General features: G+C 59.0%; 21 protein-coding genes and 1 pseudogene. 10 read left to right on the top strand and 12 right to left on the bottom strand.

Annotated elements, in window-relative coordinates:
- Positions 1-308: 308 nt before the first annotated feature.
- Positions 309-1,430 carry a beta-ketoacyl-ACP synthase III gene (locus tag BKX96_RS13170; protein WP_077184122.1) on the top strand — a complete coding sequence of 374 codons (1,122 nt, stop codon included), beginning with the start codon at positions 309-311 and terminating at the stop codon, positions 1,428-1,430.
- Between the two features lie 211 nt (positions 1,431-1,641).
- Here the strand turns inward: BKX96_RS13170 and BKX96_RS13165 are convergent, their stop codons facing one another.
- On the bottom strand, positions 1,642-2,961 hold the full coding sequence (locus BKX96_RS13165) for a putative porin (RefSeq protein WP_046816813.1): 1,320 nt from the start codon (positions 2,959-2,961) through the stop codon (positions 1,642-1,644).
- Between the two features lie 282 nt (positions 2,962-3,243).
- On the opposite strand from BKX96_RS13165, the gene BKX96_RS13160 reads away from it, so the two are divergent.
- Entirely contained in the window at positions 3,244-4,368 is a 1,125-nt protein-coding gene (locus BKX96_RS13160; RefSeq protein ID WP_077184521.1) for a GNAT family N-acetyltransferase, read from the top strand.
- A gap of 18 nt (positions 4,369-4,386) precedes the next feature.
- On the opposite strand, the gene aqpZ is transcribed toward BKX96_RS13160, so the two are convergent.
- The 5 genes and pseudogenes from aqpZ to BKX96_RS13135 all read right to left on the bottom strand — a co-directional run bounded on the left by aqpZ (position 4,387) and on the right by BKX96_RS13135 (position 9,488).
- A complete protein-coding gene (aqpZ, locus tag BKX96_RS13155; protein WP_046816814.1) occupies positions 4,387-5,085 on the bottom strand; it encodes an aquaporin Z in 699 nt (232 codons plus the stop codon).
- Between the two features lie 172 nt (positions 5,086-5,257).
- Positions 5,258-7,090, bottom strand: coding sequence for an ABC transporter ATP-binding protein (locus BKX96_RS13150; RefSeq protein ID WP_046816815.1), 1,833 nt, complete (start codon positions 7,088-7,090; stop codon positions 5,258-5,260).
- Between the two features lie 93 nt (positions 7,091-7,183).
- On the bottom strand, positions 7,184-7,741 hold the full coding sequence (locus tag BKX96_RS13145; RefSeq protein WP_046816816.1) for a peptidylprolyl isomerase: 558 nt from the start codon (positions 7,739-7,741) through the stop codon (positions 7,184-7,186).
- Between the two features lie 3 nt (positions 7,742-7,744).
- Positions 7,745-8,550: pseudogene (locus BKX96_RS13140) on the bottom strand (alpha/beta fold hydrolase).
- Positions 8,551-8,564: 14 nt separating this feature from the next.
- Entirely contained in the window at positions 8,565-9,488 is a 924-nt protein-coding gene (locus BKX96_RS13135; protein ID WP_046816818.1) for a PA3225 family LysR-type transcriptional regulator, read from the bottom strand.
- 50 nt (positions 9,489-9,538) lie between these two features.
- Here BKX96_RS13135 and BKX96_RS13130 point away from each other — a divergent pair, with 50 nt between their 5' ends.
- The 3 genes from BKX96_RS13130 to BKX96_RS13120 all read left to right on the top strand — a co-directional run bounded on the left by BKX96_RS13130 (position 9,539) and on the right by BKX96_RS13120 (position 11,706).
- Entirely contained in the window at positions 9,539-9,853 is a 315-nt protein-coding gene (locus BKX96_RS13130) for a hypothetical protein (protein WP_046816819.1), read from the top strand.
- Positions 9,854-10,003: 150 nt separating this feature from the next.
- A complete protein-coding gene (locus BKX96_RS13125; RefSeq protein ID WP_046816820.1) occupies positions 10,004-10,603 on the top strand; it encodes an FMN-dependent NADH-azoreductase in 600 nt (199 codons plus the stop codon).
- Between the two features lie 227 nt (positions 10,604-10,830).
- Complete coding sequence (locus BKX96_RS13120; protein WP_077184121.1) at positions 10,831-11,706, top strand: carboxylate/amino acid/amine transporter; 876 nt, start codon at positions 10,831-10,833, stop codon at positions 11,704-11,706.
- Positions 11,707-11,801: 95 nt separating this feature from the next.
- Here the strand turns inward: BKX96_RS13120 and BKX96_RS13115 are convergent, their stop codons facing one another.
- On the bottom strand, positions 11,802-13,100 hold the full coding sequence (locus BKX96_RS13115; protein ID WP_046816822.1) for a mechanosensitive ion channel family protein: 1,299 nt from the start codon (positions 13,098-13,100) through the stop codon (positions 11,802-11,804).
- A 192-nt stretch (positions 13,101-13,292) separates the two neighbouring features.
- Between BKX96_RS13115 and BKX96_RS13110 the strand changes: the two genes are divergently transcribed.
- A complete protein-coding gene (locus tag BKX96_RS13110; RefSeq protein WP_046816823.1) occupies positions 13,293-14,633 on the top strand; it encodes a DEAD/DEAH box helicase in 1,341 nt (446 codons plus the stop codon).
- Between the two features lie 52 nt (positions 14,634-14,685).
- On the opposite strand, the gene BKX96_RS13105 is transcribed toward BKX96_RS13110, so the two are convergent.
- Positions 14,686-14,961: a hypothetical protein gene (locus BKX96_RS13105; protein WP_046816824.1), complete on the bottom strand. Its 276-nt coding sequence runs from the start codon at positions 14,959-14,961 to the stop codon at positions 14,686-14,688.
- A gap of 68 nt (positions 14,962-15,029) precedes the next feature.
- Entirely contained in the window at positions 15,030-15,764 is a 735-nt protein-coding gene (locus BKX96_RS13100) for a DUF899 domain-containing protein (RefSeq protein WP_077184120.1), read from the bottom strand.
- 177 nt (positions 15,765-15,941) lie between these two features.
- Between BKX96_RS13100 and BKX96_RS13095 the strand changes: the two genes are divergently transcribed.
- The gene (locus BKX96_RS13095) at positions 15,942-16,331 is read left to right on the top strand and encodes a hypothetical protein (protein ID WP_046816826.1); all 390 of its coding nucleotides are present in this window, start codon (positions 15,942-15,944) and stop codon (positions 16,329-16,331) included.
- 59 nt (positions 16,332-16,390) lie between these two features.
- Here the strand turns inward: BKX96_RS13095 and BKX96_RS13090 are convergent, their stop codons facing one another.
- The 3 genes from BKX96_RS13090 to BKX96_RS13080 all read right to left on the bottom strand — a co-directional run bounded on the left by BKX96_RS13090 (position 16,391) and on the right by BKX96_RS13080 (position 18,465).
- Positions 16,391-17,275, bottom strand: coding sequence for a DUF6279 family lipoprotein (locus BKX96_RS13090; RefSeq protein ID WP_077184119.1), 885 nt, complete (start codon positions 17,273-17,275; stop codon positions 16,391-16,393).
- A 77-nt stretch (positions 17,276-17,352) separates the two neighbouring features.
- The gene (locus tag BKX96_RS13085) at positions 17,353-18,075 is read right to left on the bottom strand and encodes a TorF family putative porin (protein WP_077184118.1); all 723 of its coding nucleotides are present in this window, start codon (positions 18,073-18,075) and stop codon (positions 17,353-17,355) included.
- Between the two features lie 201 nt (positions 18,076-18,276).
- Positions 18,277-18,465: a PFL_1563 family small protein gene (locus BKX96_RS13080; protein ID WP_020795406.1), complete on the bottom strand. Its 189-nt coding sequence runs from the start codon at positions 18,463-18,465 to the stop codon at positions 18,277-18,279.
- 349 nt (positions 18,466-18,814) lie between these two features.
- On the opposite strand from BKX96_RS13080, the gene BKX96_RS13075 reads away from it, so the two are divergent.
- The 3 genes from BKX96_RS13075 (at position 18,815) to BKX96_RS33235 (ending at position 21,084) form a co-directional block, all read left to right on the top strand.
- A complete protein-coding gene (locus BKX96_RS13075) occupies positions 18,815-19,651 on the top strand; it encodes a CvfB family protein (protein ID WP_077184117.1) in 837 nt (278 codons plus the stop codon).
- 186 nt (positions 19,652-19,837) lie between these two features.
- The gene (locus BKX96_RS13070) at positions 19,838-20,770 is read left to right on the top strand and encodes a DMT family transporter (RefSeq protein ID WP_077184116.1); all 933 of its coding nucleotides are present in this window, start codon (positions 19,838-19,840) and stop codon (positions 20,768-20,770) included.
- 185 nt (positions 20,771-20,955) lie between these two features.
- Positions 20,956-21,084 (top strand): PA1414 family protein, encoded by a 129-nt coding sequence (locus BKX96_RS33235; protein WP_007914492.1) that lies wholly within the window; start codon positions 20,956-20,958, stop codon positions 21,082-21,084.
- Positions 21,085-21,110 lie beyond the last annotated feature (26 nt).

Here is a 21,110-nt window from a genome sequence, read left to right as displayed (position 1 = left end):
GCTCGCGAAAGCGGTGTGTCAGTCACCATTGATGTTGAGTTTGATGGCCCCTTCGCGAGCAGGCTCGCTCCCACAGGTTGCTGTAGTGTCTCTAACAGGTGGGTTATCCAGCAAAAAGGCGCCAAAACCCTAGGTTTATGGCAAACTTCGCGCCTATAAACGCCGGCCCCGCGGTTTTGAGCCTTCGCCGCCGCGGGCAGGTCGGAATAAAGCGATGCCAGGTTTGCGTACCCGGATGGGAATAGACCCTTTGTGCATTGGTACGCTTGTACCAATGCTTTCTGCCTGAACAGATTAGAGACACGACCATGCATAACGTCGTCATCAGCGGCACCGGCCTGTACACCCCGGCCAACAGCATCTCCAACGAAGAGCTGGTGCAGTCTTTCAATGCTTATGTCGCTCAATTCAACGCCGACAACGCCCAAGCCATTGCTCGCGGTGAAGTCGAGGCGTTGACCGAGTCCAGCGCAGCGTTCATCGAAAAAGCCTCTGGTATCAAAAGTCGCTTTGTCATGGACAAGGAAGGCATTCTCGACCCGCAACGCATGGCGCCACGCTTGCCGGAGCGTTCCAACGACGAATGGTCGGTGCTCTGCCAGATGGCCATTGGCGCTGCCGAACAAGCCTTGCAGCGCGCCGGCAAAACCGCCGCTGACATCGACGGCGTGATCGTCGCCTGCTCCAACCTGCAACGCGCCTATCCTGCCATCGCCATCGAAGTCCAGGCAGCGCTGGGTATCCAGGGTTTCGGTTTCGACATGAATGTGGCGTGCTCCTCGGCCACCTTCGGCATCCAGGCCGCGGCCAACAGCGTCCAGTTGGGCCAGGCCCGGGCGATACTGATGGTCAACCCGGAAGTCTGCACCGGTCACCTGAACTTCCGCGACCGCGACAGTCACTTCATCTTCGGCGATGCCGCGACCGCGGTGATCATCGAGCGCGCTGACCTCGCTACCTCCCGTTACCAGTTCGACATTGTCAGCACCAAACTGCTGACCCAGTTCTCCAACAACATCCGCAACAACTTCGGCTTCCTCAACCGCGCCGCGGAAGAGGGCATCGGTGCCAAGGACAAACTGTTCGTGCAGGAAGGCCGCAAGGTGTTCAAGGAAGTCTGCCCGATGGTCGCCGAGCTGATCGCTGCGCACCTGGAAGAGAATCAACTCAACGTCCACGACGTGAAGCGCTTCTGGCTGCACCAGGCCAACCTCAGCATGAACCACCTGATCGTCAGGAAGCTGCTGGGGCGTGAAGCTACCGAGCAGGAAGCACCGGTGATTCTCGATACCTATGCCAACACCAGTTCGGCAGGTTCGGTGATTGCGTTCCACAAAAACCAGGACGACCTGGCCGCCGGCTCGCTGGCGGTGCTCAGCTCGTTCGGTGCCGGTTACTCGATTGGTAGCGTGCTGCTGCGCAAGCGCTGATTTTTCGCTGTAGCTGGAAAGATCGCAGCCTGCGTCAGCTCCTGCAGGGGACTACATAACCCTGCAGGAGTTGGCGCAGCCTGCGATCTTTTTTTGTGCACCAATAGAAACAGCCCGGCGCTGAACTATCGGAGGATGATGGGGACCGATAGATCAACGCCAGGCTGTAAAGGGGCTCAGGCATCCGTGCCGGAGTCGTGTAGCGGGAGCATCAGAACTTCGCTTCGGCATCCAGTTGCAGGGTGTTGATGTCGGAGTCTTTCAGGTTGACGCTGGCGTTGGTGTAGTCGGAAGTCGCCATGAAGTACGTCGCCCCCAGGGTGAAGTTCTTGTCCAGCTCGTAGCTGACTTTCAGCTTGCTGCCGCGCGAACCGGTGAAGCCGTTGGCGAAGTCGGAGTCGGTGAAGGCACCCACCACTGCGTTCTGCTGCACGTCGCGATAGTTGTAGTCCAGGCCGAAGCCATAGATCTTGGTCTTGACGCCGGCCAGCCAGCCAGTGTCCTGATTGTTGCTGGCTTCGGCGTTGTGCACGTACTGGCCGTACAGCGACAGCGGCATTGGCAGGCCGCCGATGTCGATCTGGCTGAAACCTTCCCACAGGCGGAACTCTTCGCCCGGGCTGTTACCATTGACCGCCAGTGCGCATGGCGTGGTGGTGGCGGTGCAGGTGCTGTCTTCGTCGTTGTCGTAGTTGTAGAGGCTGCCGCCGACGGTCAATTTCAGGTTGTCGGTAATGGCGAAACGCGCACCCAACTGGCCAGCGTACAGGCGCAAGTCATGCTTGAACTGCACGCCCTCGCCATCGACGTTGTCCTTGAGCGTGTAGTGACCGGCACTGCCGAACAGTTCGGTATTGCCCAGCGGATACTTGTAAGTCAGGGCCAGGCCTTCGGGGTTGATGTCGCTATCCCAGATGATGTCGCCCATGCTCACCCACGGCTGCAGCATCTTGCCGCCGATCACGTGCAGGTTCTTGATGGCGTCGGGGTGGTAGTCGACATAGCCCAGGTCCAGCCAGATCTGCTTCTTGTCGAAGTAGTTGTTCAGGTCCTGATTGGTGGAACGAGCATCGTCGTTGCTGCCGGTGGCAATACGGATGCCGGTGTCCACCTGTGGGTTGATCTCGCTGAACGCACCCAAGCGGGCACGAATGCGCTGACGATCCTGGTCCTTGTTGTTGGGAACGCCATCGTTGTGGACGTTTTCCTGACGGAAACGCACGTCGCCCTTGAATTGGGTCTTGGCCGCCCACGCCAGCTTCTGGTCGAAGGTGCTCAGCTCATTGGTTTTCTTCGCGGTGGCCGCGATCTGCTCGTTGGTCTCTTGCTGGGCCTGACGAGCGATTTGCTGCTCCTTCTGATCCCTTGCCAACTCGGCTTGCAATTCGCTGTATTGGGCGTTGGTAATCGAACCGTTAGCCCTGAGCATGTCGAGCAGTTTGGCGTCGACTGCGGCGCTGGCAGGAACACTCATGGCCAGCAACAGGCCGCCACACAAGGCCGCCGCAGTTTTCGTGGAAGCAAGACGCATATCAATCTCCGAAGATGAGAGTGGATGGCTGGACCATCCTGGGCACAACCGACCATGGGGTGGACGGAAAACAGTGGCCGGATATAACCCGGCGCTCTAAAAACAGGCGCCAGTATCGCGATGGTTTATGACAAGGCAGTGGCAGAGTGATGGCATGTCTGTGACGATGCCAAACCTTTGCGGACCCTTGATCCAGAGCGCCATGGTCGAATTGAACGTGTGCAATGCACACCGATAGGCGATACTCGCCAGGCTTTCACACCATGAAGAGTGAGGATGGTGATGCCGTTGCAACGCCTGCAAAGTCTGTCCGAGATCAACCCGCAAACCTGGGACGCGCTGGTACCCGAAAATCAGCCATTCCTGCGTCACGGGTTTCTCGGCGCGCTGGAAGACAGCGGCAGCGTCGGGCCTCATTCCGGTTGGCAACCCGAGCATTTATTGCACATGGACGGTGATCGACTGATCGCGGCGTTACCCAGCTACCGCAAATGGCATTCCTATGGCGAATACGTGTTCGATCACGCTTGGGCCGATGCTTGCGAACGCGCGGGCATCGATTACTACCCCAAGCTGCTGACGGCCGTGCCGTTCAGCCCGGTCAGCGGCCCGCGCTTGCTGGCGAGCCGGGTGGAGGACGGTTTCGAATTACTCAAGAGTCTGCCGGGCTATCTTGAGATCGAACAACTCTCCAGTGCCCACATCAACTTCACTGACCCGTTCACCGACGCCGCGCTGGCCGAACAACCGGGGTGGTTGCAGCGCATCGGTTGTCAGTACCACTGGCAAAACCGTGGCTATCGGGATTTCCAGGATTTTCTCGACGCCCTGAGTTCGCGCAAACGCAAGCAGATGCGCAAGGAACGCGAGCAAGTGGCGGGGCAGGGTATCGATTTTGAATGGCTCGAAGGCTGGGAATTGACCGAGTCGCTGTGGGATTTCGTCTACGCCTGCTATGCCAATACCTACGCCGTGCGCCGGCAAAGGCCCTACCTGACGCGGGCGTTTTTCAGCCTGCTGGCCGAGCGCATGCCGCAATCGATTCGGGTGGTATTGGCCAGGCAAGGCTCGCGTCCCGTGGCAATGGCGTTCAGCCTGGTCGGCGGTGACAGTTTTTACGGGCGCTATTGGGGCTGCCTGGCGGAATTCGATAGGTTGCACTTCGAAACGTGCTTCTACCAGGGCATGGACTACGCGATTGCCAATGGCTTTGCGCGTTTCGATGCCGGCGCGCAGGGCGAGCACAAGTTGATTCGCGGTTTCGAACCGGTCATCACGCACTCCTGGCATTACTTGCGCCATCCGGGCTTGAAAGCGGCCGTGAAGGACTTTCTGCAGCAAGAGCGGATTGGCGTATTGGCCTACGCGGATGAGGCGAAGACCGCCTTGCCTTACCGGCAAGGCTGATCTTCGCCGTACTGTCGGTCAGCTGTTTTCCTTGCCGAGGAAGCGATACAGCACGCCGCCGACGACCGCACCGAGCAGCGGCGCGACCCAGAACATCCACAGTTGCTGAATGGCCCAGCCGCCAACGATCAGCGCGGGGCCGGTGCTGCGTGCCGGGTTGACCGAGGTATTGGTGACCGGGATCGAGATCAGGTGGATCAGGGTCAGCGCCAGGCCAATGGCAATCGGCGCAAGCCCCGCTGGCGCACGGTTGTCGGTGGCGCCAAGGATGATCAGGATGAACATGGCGGTCATCACCAACTCACAGACAAAGCCCGCCGCCATCGAATAGCCACCGGGGGAGTGTTCGCCGAAGCCGTTGGATGCCAGGCCTGACGCCAGTTCGAAACCGGGCTTGCCGCTGGCAATGAAGTACAGCAGGGCGGCCGCGATGACCGCGCCAAGCACCTGGGCGATGATGTAGGCCGGCAGTTCACTGGCCGGAAACCGTCCGCCGACCACCAACCCCAGCGACACCGCCGGATTGAGGTGGCAGCCGGAAATGTGGCCAATGGCGAAGGCCATGGTCAGCACCGTCAAGCCAAACGCCAGGGAAACCCCCAGCAAACCGATACCGACATCCGGGAAAGCCGCAGCCAGCACCGCACTGCCGCAACCACCCAACACCAGCCAGAAGGTACCTACCAACTCTGTAGCGGAACGTTTGAACAGAGACATGAGAGAGTGTCCTTTCGAGATTTCGCTGCGTTGTGCATCCAGCAGATGGACTGCAAAACCACCTCCAGAACCTTGGCTGAGTACAGCACTGTTTTTCCAAAGTTCCAGTACGCATAAAAAAACCGCCAGCGCCCGTGGTGAGGAGCGTGGCGGTCTTTTATCGGTAAAAGGCCTAATCGATCCCGACAAAACCCCCTGTCTGGTGCTGCCACAACCGCGCATACAAACCGCCATGGGCCAGCAGTTCGGCGTGGCTGCCGGTTTCGGCGATCTTGCCGTTTTCCAGCACCACCAGACGGTCCATCCGGGCGATGGTCGAGAGCCGGTGGGCGATGGCAATCACGGTTTTGCCTTGCATCAGGGTTTCGAGACTTTCCTGGATGGCCGCTTCGACTTCCGAGTCCAGTGCCGACGTGGCCTCGTCCATGATCAGGATCGGCGCGTCCTTGAGCAGTACGCGGGCGATGGCGATGCGCTGGCGCTGGCCACCGGAAAGCTTCACCCCGCGTTCCCCGACATGGGCATCGAAACCGCTGCGGCCTTCGGCGTCCGACAGGGTGGGAATGAAGCCGTCGGCCCGGGCCTTGTGCACCGCTTCCCAGAGTTCGGCATCAGTGGCGTCGGGCTTGCCGTAAAGCAGGTTGTCGCGGATCGAGCGATGCAGCAGGGACGTGTCCTGGGTGATCATGCCGATGCGTTCGCGCAGGCTTTCCTGGCTGACGTCGGCGATGTCCTGGCCGTCGATGAGGATGCGCCCGCCCTCGACGTCGTAGAGGCGCAGCAGCAGATTGACCAGGGTCGACTTGCCCGCGCCGGACGGACCGATCAGGCCGATCTTCTCGCCGGGTTTGATCGTCAGGTTGAGCCCGCCGATGATCCCGCTCTGCTTTCCATAGTGGAAATCGACATTTTCGAAACGCACTTCGCCACGGGCCACCGCCAGCGGTTTGGCCTGGTCACGGTCGGTGACGCTGACCGGTTGGGAAATGCTTTGCAGGCCGTCCTGGACCATGCCGATGTTTTCGAAGATGCCGGTGACCACCCACATGATCCAGCCCGACATGTTGACGATACGGATCACCAGTCCGGTGGCCAGGGCAATGGCGCCTACGCTGATCAGCGACTGCGTCCACAGCCACAGGGCCAGGCCGGTGGTGCTGACGATCAACAGACCGTTCATGCTGGTGATGACCACGTCCATGCTGGTGACGACGCGACCGGCCAACTGGGCTTTTTCGGTTTGCTCCTTGATCGCTTCGCGGGCGTATTGCTGCTCGAAGTTGGTGTGGGCAAACAGTTTCAGGGTGGTGATGTTGGTGTAGCCATCGACGATCCGTCCCATGAGTTTGGAGCGCGCATCGGAGGCCACCACCGAGCGATCCTTGACCCGTGGCACGAAGTAATAGAGTGCGCTGATGAAAGCGATGATCCAGGTCAGCAGCGGGATCATCAGGCGCCAGTCGGCTTCGGCGAACAGCACCAGCGAGCTGATGGCATAGATCAGCACATGCCACAGCGCATCCACCGCCTGCACCGCCGAATCGCGCAGGGAGTTGCCGGTCTGCATGATGCGTTGGGCGATGCGCCCGGCGAAGTCGTTCTGGAAAAAATTCAGGCTCTGCTTGAGCACGTAGCTGTGGTTTTGCCAGCGGATCAGGCTGGTCATGCTGGGGCTGAGAGTCTGGTGCACCAGCAGGTCATGCAGGCCGACGAACACCGGGCGCAGGACCAGCGCCACCACCATCATCCAGGTCAGTTCAAGGCCGTGTTCCTTGAAAAAGTCGGCGTTGGGCGTGCCCTGGGCCAGGTCGATGATGCGGCTCAGGTAGCTGAACAGCGCCACTTCGATCAGGGCGCCAACCAGGCCGACGAGCAGCAGGGCGGCGAAGCTGGGCCAGACCTGCTTGAGGTAGTAGGTATAGAACGGTAATACGCGATCCGGCGGTGCGGCCGTCGGGGCGTCGCGAAACACGTCGATCAGTTTTTCAAAGCGGCGATAAAGCATCGGTTATTCGCCCGCGAACGGGCTCTCCTTCAACGGTTTGAGCGTTGCCGGCGAACACCGGCAACGGCTCGGACATCCTTGTCCAGCTTAGTCTCAGTCGATGCGCTTGGCCGACTTGATGAACACAGGGTCTGCGGGTACATCCTTCATGCCGCTGCGCACGGTGGTTGGCGAATTGACGATGATGTCCACGACGTCCATGCCCTTGACCACTTTGCCAAATACCGCATAACCATCACCCTGGTCGAGGAAATCGTTGTCCTTGACGTTGATGAAGAACTGGCTGGTGGCCGAGTCTGGCACCGAGGTACGGGCCATGGACAAGGTGCCACGCACGTTGACCAGGCCGTTCTTGTGCTCGTTCTTGATCGGTGCCTTGGTCTCTTTTTGCTGCATTTGCTGAGTGAAACCACCGCCCTGGACCATGAAGCCCGGAATCACGCGGTGGAAAATGGTGTTGTTGTAGAAGCCGCTATCGACGTACTCAAGGAAGTTCTTGGTACTGATCGGGGCCTTGACCGGGTCCAGTTCGATTTCGATCTGGCCGTTGGTGGTCTCCAGTAGAACGTGCGGCGCCTTGGCAGGCGTTGCCGCCATCAGGTTGGCGGCGAATAGAACGGAGCCAGCGGCGAGGGCGATTTTTTTCAGCATGGGTCAGTGATCCTGAGTGTGGTGGTATCGACTGCGGCAAGAAACTCGAGCAGTGTCTGGTTGAAGCGTTCGGGCTGGTCCAGCGGGGTGGCGTGACGCGAGTCTGCGATCACTGCCAGCCGCGCATTGGGCAGCAGTCTTACGTAGTTTTCCTTCAGTGCAACCGGTGTGTAGTCACGGTCGGCGCTGACGATGAGGGTTGGACAGGACACTCTCGATAGTCGTTCCTGAACCCCCCAGCCAACAATGGCATTGAAGCTGGCGAGATAAGCATGTTTGTCGTTTTTTGCCCAGCGTTCGGCCATTTTTTCTCGTAATTGCGCCTGCTCGGGTTTGGGGAACAGTTTGCTACCCAGGGCTTTGCCAATGGTGTGAAGACTGAGTACATGCATCAGGCTCCAGCGTTTGAACCACTGCCAGTAGTCGTCGCGGCTGCGCAACTTGACCTGCGGTGCGCTATTGACGATGCACAGGCTCTTGAGCAACTGCGGTTGATCCACGCCCAGTTGAAAGCCGATCATGCCGCCCATGGACAGCCCGACGTAATGGACCGGTCCCAGGTTCAGGTGCTCGATCAGCGCCACAAGGTCGGCGCTGAAACCGGCGATGCTGTAGCGCTCGCGGGGTTTGTCGGAGCGACCGTGGCCGCGTACATCCGGGACGATCACCCGGTAACGGGTGGCCAGCGTCGGGATCTGTTCCTCCCAGTCCAGGGTACTGGACCCCAGGCCGTGGACCAGCAGCAACGGCGTGCCCTGGCCATATTCCTCATAGTGCAGGTTGCAACCTTCGTGTTCGAAATAGGCCATGCGTTACCTCCGTGTCAGGCTTGTTCTGGGGCGGCGAACGGTGCATCCAGGGGGGCGGTGTCGAACGTGCGCAGTAACTCGATCAGAATCTGCGTCGCCGGGCCGAGCGGTTTGTCCTTGTTCGAGTACAGGTAAAAACTCGGGTTACGGCTGCCGCCCTGGTCCAAAGGTAGCAGCTTGAGCGTACCTTCCTTGAGTTCCCGTTCAATCATGTGCCTTGGCAGCCAGGCGAAGCCCAGGCCGCTGCCGACGAAAGTGGCGGCGGTAGCCAGGCTGCCGACGGTCCAGCGTTGTTCGGCACCGAGCCAGCCGACGTCCCGGGGCTGCTGGCGACCGGAGTCGCGGATGACCACTTGCAGCTGGCTTTCCAGGTCCTGGAAATTCAGTTCGCGATTGAGCCGGTGCAAGGGGTGTTCCGGATGGGCGACCGCAACGAACTCGACGTCGCTCAGTTCCGCGCCCAGGAAACCGGGAATGCTGAAACTGCTGATGGCCAGGTCGGCAACGCCTTCGAGCAGTACCTCTTCCACCCCCGATAACACCTCCTCACGCAGGCGCACGCGGCAGCCACGGCTTTGCGGCATGAACGCGGTCAGCGCACGGACCAGCCGGGCGCTCGGGTAGGCGGCATCGACCACCAGGCGCACTTCGGCTTCCCAGCCCTGCTCCATGTGATGGGCCAGGTCTTCGAGCTGACTGGCCTGTTTCACCAGTTGACGGGAGCGGCGCAACAACACGCCGCCAGCTTCGGTGAGGACCGCTTTGCGCCCGTCGATGCGCAACAATGGCACGCCGAGCTGGTCTTGCATGCGCGCCACGGTGTAGCTGACCGACGATTGCGAGCGATGCAACGCCTCGGCTGCCTGGGCGAAGCCACCGTGGTCGACCACGGCCTGAAGCGTTCGCCATTGATCAAGGGTCACGCGGGGCGCTTTCATGATGGGCTCCTCTTGTCCTAAGCTGCGCAGTTCTAATTGGAGACTGCTGAATGAAAAAAATCGGTTTTTTGGTACTGGCAATGCTGCCGCTGACTGCGTTTGCTTACCCGATCGACGTACAGAAAGAGCTCAATGGACTGAAGATCGACTACACCACCTACGCCTCCGATTACGACATGGGTTCGATCACCGTGAACAACTACGGCGACGTCGCCGCCGAATGCGCGGTGGTGTTTCGCAACGGTCCTGAATCGCCGAAGACCCGCAGGATCAATCTCGACGCCGGCAAAAGTGCCGATCTTTCCGCCAAGTTCAACCGCAAGATCATCAAGCTGTACATCACCATGACCTGCAAGCCGAAATGACCTTCAGCGGAGCACGCTCATTGCTGATGCTCCGCTTATAAACGAATTTATTGATCGGTTATAGCAATTATTTGCGCTTTTTAATCGATATGGCGCTGTTTAACCTTCACTCCATCGACCTACAGCATTCTCAGATGGAGGCTACAGCCCATGTCCCGCGTTCTGATCATCGAAAGCAGTGCCCGTCAGCAAGACTCGGTGTCCCGTCAACTGACCCAGACCTTCATCGCCCAGTGGCAAGCCGCGCATCCGAAGGACCAGATCACCGTTCGTGACCTGGCCGTCAACCCGGTGCCCCATCTGGACATCAATTTGCTGGGCGGCTGGATGAAGCCCGCCGATCAGCGCAGCGACATCGAACAACTGTCCCTGGAACGCTCCAACCAGTTGACCGACGAGTTGCTCGCCGCCGATGTGTTGGTAATGGCTGCGCCGATGTACAACTTCGCCATCCCGAGCACCCTCAAGGCCTGGCTTGACCATGTGCTGCGTGCCGGCGTGACCTTCAAGTACACCGAAACCGGTCCGCAAGGCCTGCTCAGTGGCAAGCGCGCTTATGTGCTGACCGCTCGCGGCGGGATCTACGCCGGCAGTACTGCGGATCACCAGGAACCCTACCTGCGCCAGGTCATGGGCTTCATCGGTATCCATGACGTAACGTTTATCCATGCCGAAGGCATGAACCTGGGCGGTGACTTCCAGGAGAAAGGCCTGAACCAGGCGAACGCCAAGCTTTCTCAAGTGGCCTGAGCCGTTAATCGCCAGATAATCACCGGATGATCTAGTGACCTGGCGTGCACCCCTTAGCCTGCACGCGCATCGAACCTCCCTTTGCACTTGTTGCTCCTGAGTGCTCTAGCCCGATTGAACGCTTTAGCGAGATCGGGCTTTTTTTTGCCTTGGTTTTTGTATCGTTTGACAGTTCGCGATAACCGGCAAAACCCGTTATCTTCGCCGCCATTCAAAACGAGGCGAGCATGGGCTATCTACTTTTTGTCACGCTTATCCAGGCGTTTTCCTTCAGTCTGATCGGCGAGTACCTGGCCGGGCATGTCGACAGCTACTTCGCGGTGCTGGTGCGCGTGCTGCTGGCGGGGCTGGTGTTCATCCCACTGACCCGCTGGCGTTCCGTGGAGCCGGCGTTCATGCGCGGCATGTTGCTGATCGGCGCCTTGCAGTTTGGCGTGACCTACGTCTGCCTGTACCTGAGCTTCCGTGTGCTGACGGTGCCGGAGGTGCTGCTGTTCACCATCCTCACGCCGCTGCACGTGACCCTGATCGAAGACGCACTGAACCGTCGCTTCAATCCCTGGGCCTTGGTCGCGGCACTGGTGGCGGTGGCGGGGGCGGCGGTGATTCGCTACGACCGGATCAACCCGGACTTCTTCATGGGTTTCCTGCTGCTGCAACTGGCCAACTTCACCTACGCCGCCGGCCAGGTGCTCTACAGACACCTGGTCGCGCGCCATCCGAGTGACCTGCCGCATTACCGGCGCTTCGGTTATTTCTACCTGGGCGCATTGGCGGTGGCGTTGCCGGCGTTCCTGTTGTTCGGCAAATCCAATTTCCTGCCCGAAGCTGCGCTGCAATGGGGCGTGCTGCTGTTCCTCGGCCTGGTCTCGACCGCGCTCGGGCTGTACTGGTGGAACAAGGGCGCATGCCTGGTCAATGGCGGAACGCTGGCGGTGATGAACAACCTGCATGTACCGGTGGGGTTACTGATCAACCTGCTGATCTGGAATCAGCATGAGGAGCTGGGACGGTTGTTGCTGGGTGGTTCGGTGATCCTGATGGCGGTGTGGATCAGCCGGTTGGGTGTTGCCAAACGGACGTCTGCACGCGAAACCTTGTAGGAGCGGCCCGCGAAGGCGATATGTCAGGCAACATTGATGTCGACTGACACTCCCTCTTCGCGGGCAAGCCTCGCTCCTACAAGGGTAATGTGTTGTTACATGACGTGTTTTTCAGGCTCGGGGATGTGGCTCGCGCCCAACACCGCCGGCAGCAAGCCGGCGCGTAGATCCGTGCCGCTGGGCTGTTGGTAAAGGCTCAACCCAAACTCCGGCAACACCGCCAGCAAGTAATCGAAAATATCCCCCTGGATCCGCTCGTAATCGGCCCAGGCCGTGGTGCGGGTGAAGCAGTAGATCTCCAACGGAATCCCCTGGGCGGTGGTCTGCATCTGGCGAACCATGCAGGTCATGTTGGGCTGGATCTCCGGATGACTCTTCAGATAGGCCAGCGCGTAGGCGCGAAAAGTGCCGATGTTGGTCATGCGCCGGCGATTGGCCGACATCGCTGCAACATTGCCCTGGGCTTCGTTCCAGGCCTTGAGTTCGGCCTGCTTGCGGCTGATGTAGTCCGTGAGCAGATGCACCTGGGACAGCCTCAACTCCTCGTCATCGCGGATGAACCGCACGCCACTGGCGTCGATGAACAGGCTGCGCTTGATCCGCCGGCCACCGGACTGCTGCATGCCGCGCCAGTTCTTGAAAGATTCGGACATCAGGCGCCATGTCGGGATCGAGACGATGGTCTTGTCGAAATTCTGCACCTTGACCGTGTGCAGCGTGATGTCCACCACATCGCCGTCGGCACCGACCTGTGGCATCTCGATCCAGTCGCCGACCCGCAGCATGTCGTTGCTGGTCAGCTGCACGCTGGCGACGAACGACAGCAGGGTGTCCTTGTAGACCAACAGGATCACCGCCGACATTGCACCGAGACCCGACAGCAGCAACAGCGGTGAACGGTCGATCAAAGTGGCGACGATGATGATCGCGCCAAACACGTACAACACCATTTTCGCCAGCTGCACATAACCTTTGATCGAGCGGGTGCGGGCGTGCTCGGTGCGCGCGTAGATGTCCAGCAGGGCGTTGAGCAGGGCAGAGACGGACAGCAACAGGAACAGGATGGTGAACGCCAGCGCCACGTTGCCGAGAAACAGCATCGCGGTTTTGTTCAGCTCCGGCACCAGGTGCAGGCCGAACTGGATCACCAGCGACGGGACTATCTGCGCCAGTCGCTGGAACACCTTGTTGTGCCGCAAGTCGTTGATCCAGTGCAGCGCCGGCTGACGGCCGAGTATTTTGCTGGCGTGCAGGATCAGGTAGCGCGCCACTCGTCCTAGGGCCAAGGCTATGAGCAACAACACCATCAGTGCCAGGCTGGCGTGCACGAGCGGATGCTGGTCGAGGGCACCCCAGAGGTCTTGGGCGTTGAGCCAGAGCTGTTTGATATCCATGGGCTAAAACGATTCTTCTGTGGGACACGAGGGGCAATTAGAGCATTTAAGACGCTTTGTATTACGTTCGAGGACAAATCGGGCAACAAAAAAACCACTGTTTACCGTCATTTGTATAAAGAAACTCGGCCTGAGCGCTCGAAACCGGTACCCTATGCAGCTGTTTTTTTGCATTTCTTCGAGGTAGCACCCGTGTTTTCCGAATTCGCCTTGCACGAACGCCTGCTCAAAGCCGTGGCCGAGCTGAAATTTGTCGAGCCAACGCCTGTGCAAGCAGCGGCTATTCCGCTGGCGCTCCAAGGTCGTGACCTGCGGGTGACAGCGCAAACCGGTAGCGGCAAGACCGCTGCATTCGTTTTGCCGATCCTCAACCGCTTGATCGGCCCGGCCAAGATCCGTGTCAGCATCAAGACCTTGATCCTGCTGCCAACCCGCGAGCTGGCCCAGCAGACCTTGAAAGAAGTTGAGCGCTTCGCGCAGTTCACCTTCATCAAGTCCGGCCTGATCACTGGCGGCGAAGACTTCAAGGTCCAGGCTGCCATGCTGCGCAAGGTGCCGGACATCCTGATCGGTACCCCGGGCCGCATGATCGAGCAACTGAACGCCGGCAACCTTGACCTCAAGGAAGTCGAAGTGCTGGTGCTCGACGAAGCCGACCGCATGCTCGACATGGGTTTCGCCGAAGACGTACAGCGCCTGGTGGACGAGTGCACCAACCGCCAGCAGACCATGCTGTTCTCCGCCACCACCGGTGGTTCCGGCCTGCGCGAGATGATCGCCAAGGTCCTGAACAATCCTGAGCACCTGCAGCTCAATGCGGTCAGCCAGCTGAACGAAACCACCCGCCAGCAAATCATCACCGCTGACCACAACCAGCACAAAGAGCAGATCGTCAACTGGCTGCTGGCCAACGAGACCTACCAGAAGGCCATCGTCTTCACCAACACCCGGGCCATGGCCGATCGCATCTACGGCCGCCTGGTGGCCCAGGAATACAAGGCGTTCGTGCTGCACGGCGAGAAAGACCAGAAGGATCGCAAACTGGCGATCGACCGTCTGAAGCAGGGCGGGGTGAAAATCCTCGTGGCCACCGACGTCGCCGCTCGCGGCCTGGACGTGGACGGCCTGGACCTGGTGATCAACTTCGACATGCCGCGCAGCGGTGACGAATACGTGCACCGCATTGGCCGTACCGGGCGCGCCGGCAACGATGGCCTGGCCATTTCGCTGATCTGCCACGGCGACTGGAACCTGATGTCGAGCATCGAGCGCTACCTCAAGCAGAGCTTCGAGCGCCGCACCATCAAGGAAGTCAAGGGCACCTACGGCGGACCGAAAAAGGTCAAGGCCTCCGGCAAGGCAGTCGGCGTGAAGAAGAAAAAGACCGACGCCAAGGGTGACAAGAAAAAAGTCGCCGCCAAGACCCCGACCAAACGCAAGAGCGTCAACCGCCCCAAGAGCGACTCCCTGGTGAGCAAGGACGGCATGGCCCCGCTCAAGCGCCGCAAGCCGGAAGCGCCGGCCGCTGAATAAGCGCCTCGGTCAGCTCAATGAAAACCCGGACAATGTCCGGGTTTTTTTATCTTCAACTTTCGGCTTTCTTCTCGGCCGTGCCTAATTCCTTGAGCCGCTGATCGATCAACTGGCACTTGTCTGGCAAGTCCTTGGAGGCCGTTCCCAGGTCCATCTTCTGCAGTTCGTCGTTGATTTCCTTGGCCTTGGCCGGGTTCTGTTCGGTCAGCTTGGTGACTTCCTTGGCCAGTTGCTCGCGCTTGAGGGTGGCCTCCTCGGGTGTGCAGGCCAAGACGGGCAGGGCGCAGGCGAGGGTGGTGGCGAGGGTGAGTTTCAGCAGGATTTTCATCTGTGGGCCTCAGTTCCGGTTAAGGCGGGTTAACCGGTTGAGGGCTGCAGCAGGGAAAAAGTTCAGCCTCATCCCCCATGGCAGCAGCTCTTCGTCGCCTTATCCTCATACCGATCATGGTGCCGCACCCAATCCATGATTTCGTCTTCATTGCGCCCCTTGGGCGTCAGGTCGAGGTAGTTGTAGGTACCGACCAGCAGATCCAGGCCGCGGGCATAAGTCGAATAAGTATGGAAAATCTCGCCGGCCTCATTGCGATAGAACACGCTGAGTCCGGGCAGTTCTTCCTCGGAGCCATCGGTTTTTTCGTAGTTATAGGTGGCCTTGCCGGTGGCGACGTCTTCGGGGCGGGCGGTCACACCGAAGTCATAGTTGAAATCACAGCCTTCGGAAGACACCCAGTCGAATTTCCAGCCCATGCGCCGCCGGAACGCCTGGAATTCAGCGAACGGTGCATGGGACACCACCACCACCGCGACGTCATGGTGCGCCAGGTGCTGGTTGGCCCCGTCGATGTGGTCGGACAGGAAAGAGCAACCGGGACAGCCTTCATCCCAGCCTTCGGCGAACATGAAATGGTAAATGACCAGTTGGCTGCGGCCATCGAACAGGTCGGCGAGTTTCAGTTCGCCATTGGGTCCCTGGAAGTGGTAGTCCTTGTCGATTTTCACCCAGGGCAGGGCGCGCCTTTCTGCGCTGAGTTTGTCCCGCTCTTTGGTGAAAGCCTTTTCGTTAGCCAGGTGTTGTTTGCGCGCGGCGAGCCATTCTTCCCGCGACACAACGGGGTGGTTCTCAATGTTCATGGTGTTTTCTCCTGCAGGGGGCTGGGGAGGTGGCCTACACAGCCTAGTCGTTTGACTGGGCCGCCATTCGACATACCGCCGGTCGGTCGCCGCAAACGCTGCGTATGAACGGCTGCGCACCACGCCGGTCACAACCTATGAAGGCCCTCACTCACGGGTACCGGAGGTTGAAACGGGATGACGACTTATAACTGGGATTTGATTGAACGCTTGCTGCACGAAGTACAGAACGGTGCGAGCAGCTTCACGCCACGGCCCTACGCCGAGCAGTACGCCGCTGAGAAAGCGTCGGAAGGTGAGCAGACTGAAAACCTGGACCACTTGAAAGCGGTGGCCGGCGAGTATGAAAAGTTATTGCTCGAGCGCGGATATATCGAACCACGGCCGGAGGAGCAGGGTGGCTCCGGGTCGAATTACATTTTGACGCCTCGGGGCGCAAGCCTCCTGAGCCTCATCGACAGCAGCATTCCGGGCAATGACCATCCACGGCAGGTGCTGGATGAGCAGGAAGATGCGTTGGATGAGCTGACGTTCGATGAGGTGGCGTCGAAGGCGCAGATCGCCTGAACGTCATGTAGCCCTTGTAGGAGCTGGCTTGTTCGCTCCTGCAAGGGTTTGTGTTGAGTTCAATTCTGCTTCGCTGCCTTCAGGCACTTTAAATCACTGAAATCCTTCCTCACACCCTCAATCTTCTTCAGCAACCGCTCTCGTTGGTCCGGCGTACTTTCAGCCATCAAATCCACAAACAGCGCCCGCGCCTGGGCTTCGGTTTTGGCGAAGGCCTCGCGGTAGGCCGTTGTCCATAAACTTTCGCGATTCACCAAAAGCGTTTCGATTCGCTGTGGGAATTGTGGCGTCTGGCGTTGCGCCACCGCGGCGCTGAACTGTTTCTGCCAGTGGATGCGGTTGGCGATCCATTGCGTGTACTGGTCACCCAGGGCGGTGGACCATGCCATCACCCGCTGTTGTTGGGAGATGCTGAGTGGTCCGAGCCATTGATTCAGGCGTTTCTCCATGCGCTCGGCCCGCTGCTTGATCTGCTGCTCCAGTGGCGGTTTCAGGTATTTTTCCTGACGCCTGCGTTGGTCCTTGGCGAAGGCCTCATTCATTTCTGCGACCTGATTGTCATTCAGGCCTTGCAGCAGTTCGATGGCTGATGGCGTAATTTCCCGGGCCGTCTCGGCAATCGCTGCTTCAGCTTCCGTTGTGCGCGCCTGCAGCGTGGCGTCGGTCACCTGATTCGTCGCAATCATGTCCTGCAAGCGGTCCAGCCAGTCGAGATACCCCGGCATTTGCGTGGTGCAATGCCAGCTCAGGTGTTCCTTCAGACGATCGTTGAACCAGCTTTTCTGCTCGCCGTTCATGTCCAGGTAATCGCTGAGCGTCCAGGGAATGATCACGTCGAGGTTGCGATAGGCCAGGTCCATTCGGCTGCAGGCGCCGAGGGCCAGGGTGAACATGAGCACTAAGGCGATGTGTTTGATCCAGCGCGGTTTAATCCAGCGAGACATGGGCGAATCCTTGCGAAAGCCTGGCTTCTGGAGCTGTTTCTCATGTGAACGCAGAACGAGCCCGGCAGTTCAGCCCATCAGTAGAATGTGCGTTCGGCCTTGAGGGTGAGTAGTGCGTCGCACTGGCTATTTTGCCCTGTATAGGCTGAACAATAGCTGCCGCTGAGGCTGGAGTCGCTGTAGATCAGGTCGAGGTCAATGCCCATGAAGGGTCGGGACAGTTTTACCGACCAGTCGGTGAAGCTGCCGACATAACCGCCATCCACCGAAACCGGCGTGTTCAGCTGATGGGTGGTGTATTTCATGCTGACCCCGATGCCGAACGGCTGGTTGCCGCGCAGGTCGGCAAACAGCGTGCTGTTCTGTTTGTCCGGGTCGTTGCTCAAGGCTGCCCCGAAACGGCTGCCCAGCAGGGTCAGGCCGCCGAACACTTCCTGGCTGTCGAGGGTGTCGACATCGGGATAGCTGTAATGGATCACGCCCACTTCGTAGCCGAGGACCTGGTCGAAGGGTTGCTTGAAGCCCGCGTACGAGTCGATCTCCAGGTTTTTCCCCGGGCTGATGCCCATGCTCGGCGACCATTGGCCAAAGTAGAAGCCGCTGTCATGAGTCAGGTCCAGGCCACCATGAAACGAACCGACAGCCGAGGGCTTGACGAGGCCTTGGGCCATGCTGCGACTGGGGCTTGTCCCGAGCTTGAGGTCGAAATCCCCCAGCTCTCGTTGAAAGATTTGCCCGTGCACCGTCTGGCACGCCAGCAGGCCGGCGAACAGCAGAGATAAATAATTGGGTATGCGCATGCGTCACTCCATGAACAGCGAGCGCAGGCTTTGGCCTGCTGAAACGCTTGATCCAGACGCGTGCAAGGATACCGACGAATGACAGGCAGCGTGACCCGTTCGTCGATTTCTACAAGATTGGGGGGGGGCAGCGGGGGTGTTACAAGGTTCCAGTCCAAGCGCTTCGAAGCTCAAAGCGCTTAGGGACCAGTTGCGGGGGGATTACTTCTTGCCCAGCGTGATCTGCTTGGACGGGCCGAACGACTGGCCGCTGACACCTTTGGCAATTTGCTGGATTTCACCACCGGATTTGAGGAACGCAGCGATCTGGTTGTTGATCGATTCGCTGGTTTCGACGGCTGGAGCTGGCTTTGCTTTGCTGTTGGATGCTTTTACACGCATGGCGGCCATTAACCTGTAGAAAATTAACTTGGCCAGGCATCGTACAGGATTGAGTTGATATTTGCTTGGTAAATATCCGGTGGAAGACATTGGAGGGAGCGGCTACAAAATGCAAATTGTTATTTGCAATATTGCCCTAAGCCGCTGTTTTAACTAAGAACCTGGCTGGGAAAAACAGCGTTTCGCCAAGGGTAGGCGGCGGGATAATTGCCAGCTCAGTCTGACGAGCGGCCGGTCGAGCAGGGCAAAACCGAGAAAAATTAAGGCTTTGCGGGGAATTTCTGGTGCCACCGGGCTGACCGCAGAAACTGATCGCTAAAACTGGGTAGAATGCCGCCACGCAATGAGGGTATTGGACATGGCTTTAGTCGGGCGTTACAACAGTTTACAAGTGGTTAAACACACTAACTTCGGTTTATATCTGGACGGTGGCGCGGAGGGTGAAATCCTCTTGCCTAATCGTTATATTCCAAAAGATATTCCCAGCGAAGATGAAGACTGGCTCAACGTTTTTGTTTATCTGGATAGCGATGACAAACTCATCGCAACTACTGAAAAGCCGAAAGTTCAAGTCGGTGAATTCGCCAGTTTGAAAGTTGTTGAAGTGAATAGTATTGGGGTGTTCCTGGATTGGGGGCTGCCCAAAGACCTGCTGCTGCCGTATTCGGAAGAAAAGCGTCAGATGCAGGCCGGTGAATACGCCGTGGTACATGTCTACCTCGACAAGCATACCCGCCGCATTACCGCTACGGCGCGCCTGGATCGGTACCTGGACAAGACGCCTGCCAACTACACCCCGGGGCAGGAAGTTGACCTGTTGGTAGCCGAAGCCACCGACATGGGCTTCAAGGCAATCATCAATAACAAGCACTGGGGCCTGATTCACAAGAACGAAATCTTCAAGTTCATGCGCGCCGGCAAGGAAGAGAAGGGCTTCATCAAGGAAGTCCGTAGTGACGGCAAGATCAGCCTGAGCCTGCAACCGGTGGGCGTGGAAGCGGCCAGCAGCCTGAACTCGAAGATCCTCGCCAAGTTGCGCGAAAACAACGGCAGCCTGGCCGTCAGCGACAAAAGCGATCCGACCCTGATCAGCAGCATGTTTGGCGTCAGCAAAGGCAACTTCAAGAAGGCCATTGGTGCGTTGTACAAGAATGGCCAGATTGTCATTCACGCCGATCGCATCGAGTTGAGCTGAGCCGCATCCCTGCACAATGACGTGCGCAGAGCGGTAAATGTCTCGGACAGACGGTAATTTCTGTCCATCTGGTTAATAATCGACAGCATGACTTTTCGCCCCGGCGCCGTTTGATCAACAAGCGGGCCGGGGCTTTCCTGTTCTCTGTCGAGCCACTGCCATGTTCTGTGTTGTCGAGGTATTACGGTGAGCGCCACCCGGCGCAGCGCCGATGGATTTGCCCTGCAAGTGATGGTGGGGTTGTGCCTGGTCTGGGGCATTCAGCAGGTGATGATCAAGTGGGCGGCGCCCGATATTGCGCCGGTCATGCAGGCAGCCGGGCGTTCGGGCCTGTCCGCGCTGCTGGTGGGGTTGTTGATCTGCTGGAAGGGCGGCTGGGATCAGGTGGGCGCCACCTGGCGCGGCGGGCTGTTGGCCGGTGCGCTGTTTGGCCTGGAGTTCCTGTTCATTTCCGAAGGCCTGCAGCTGACCACGGCGGCGCACATGTCGGTGTTCCTCTACACCGCGCCGATTTTTACCGCATTGGGCGTGCACTGGTTGTTGCCGAGCGAGCGTTTGCGGCCGGTGCAGTGGCTGGGCATTTTCCTGGCTTTCGTCGGTATCGGCGTTGCCTTTGCCGGTGGCGTGTCTTGGGACAACCTCGATCGCCGCATGTTGCTGGGCGATGCGCTGGGTGTCCTGGCGGGAGCCTGCTGGGGCGCGACCACCGTAGTGGTGCGTGCTTCGCGTCTGTCGGAGGCGCCGGTGACCCTGACTTTGTTTTACCAGTTGATCGTCGGTTTCGTCGGCCTGTTGCTGATTGCATTGCTCAGTGGCCAGATTACCCACGTCAGCCTGACCAGCGTGGCGGTGACCAGCGTGCTGTTCCAGGGCGTGGTGGTGTCGTTCTTCAGCTATCTGGTCTGGTTCTGGCTGCTGCGTCGTTATCTCGCGGCCAACCTGGCAGTGTTTTCATTCATGACGCCTTTGTTCGGCGTCACATTCGGAGTGGTCCTGCTGGGCGAGGCGCTGAGCCTCAACTTCGTCATCGGTGCCGTGCTGGTGCTGCTGGGGATAACCTTTGTCAGCGCTGAACAGTGGGTGCGTCGCCGGTTACGCAGGGCGCTCGGGCAGCCTTGAGTGGATTACACGGGGGCTGCCCGCCATGGTCTACGGGCCGGGCTGAACGCTTGTCGTCGGATTGTGATCCATTCAGTAACAGATCGTTGCTATGTTTGGCGAGCATTGCTCGGCACTTCGGACTATTATCAGTGCGAAGCGACTACAGAATTCCGGTCGCCCGGCACTACCCTGAAGGGGGCATCATGAAAGAGAAAATCCAAAACTGGCTGCACGACCTGGGTGTTGCGCTCGGTTTGATTGAACCGCCTCTGCAACCTGTGCCTATTCGTACCGACGACGAACAGCGCCGTCGCCAGCAGCGTCGCCGGTAACACGACGCCGTTTTGCAGCAGCAGCC

The sequence above is a fragment of the Pseudomonas putida genome (genome assembly GCF_001976065.1).
In the GTDB taxonomy this organism is placed as follows: Bacteria; Pseudomonadota; Gammaproteobacteria; order Pseudomonadales; family Pseudomonadaceae; genus Aquipseudomonas; species Aquipseudomonas serbica.
This window is presented reverse-complemented; position numbering and strand designations above follow the sequence as displayed.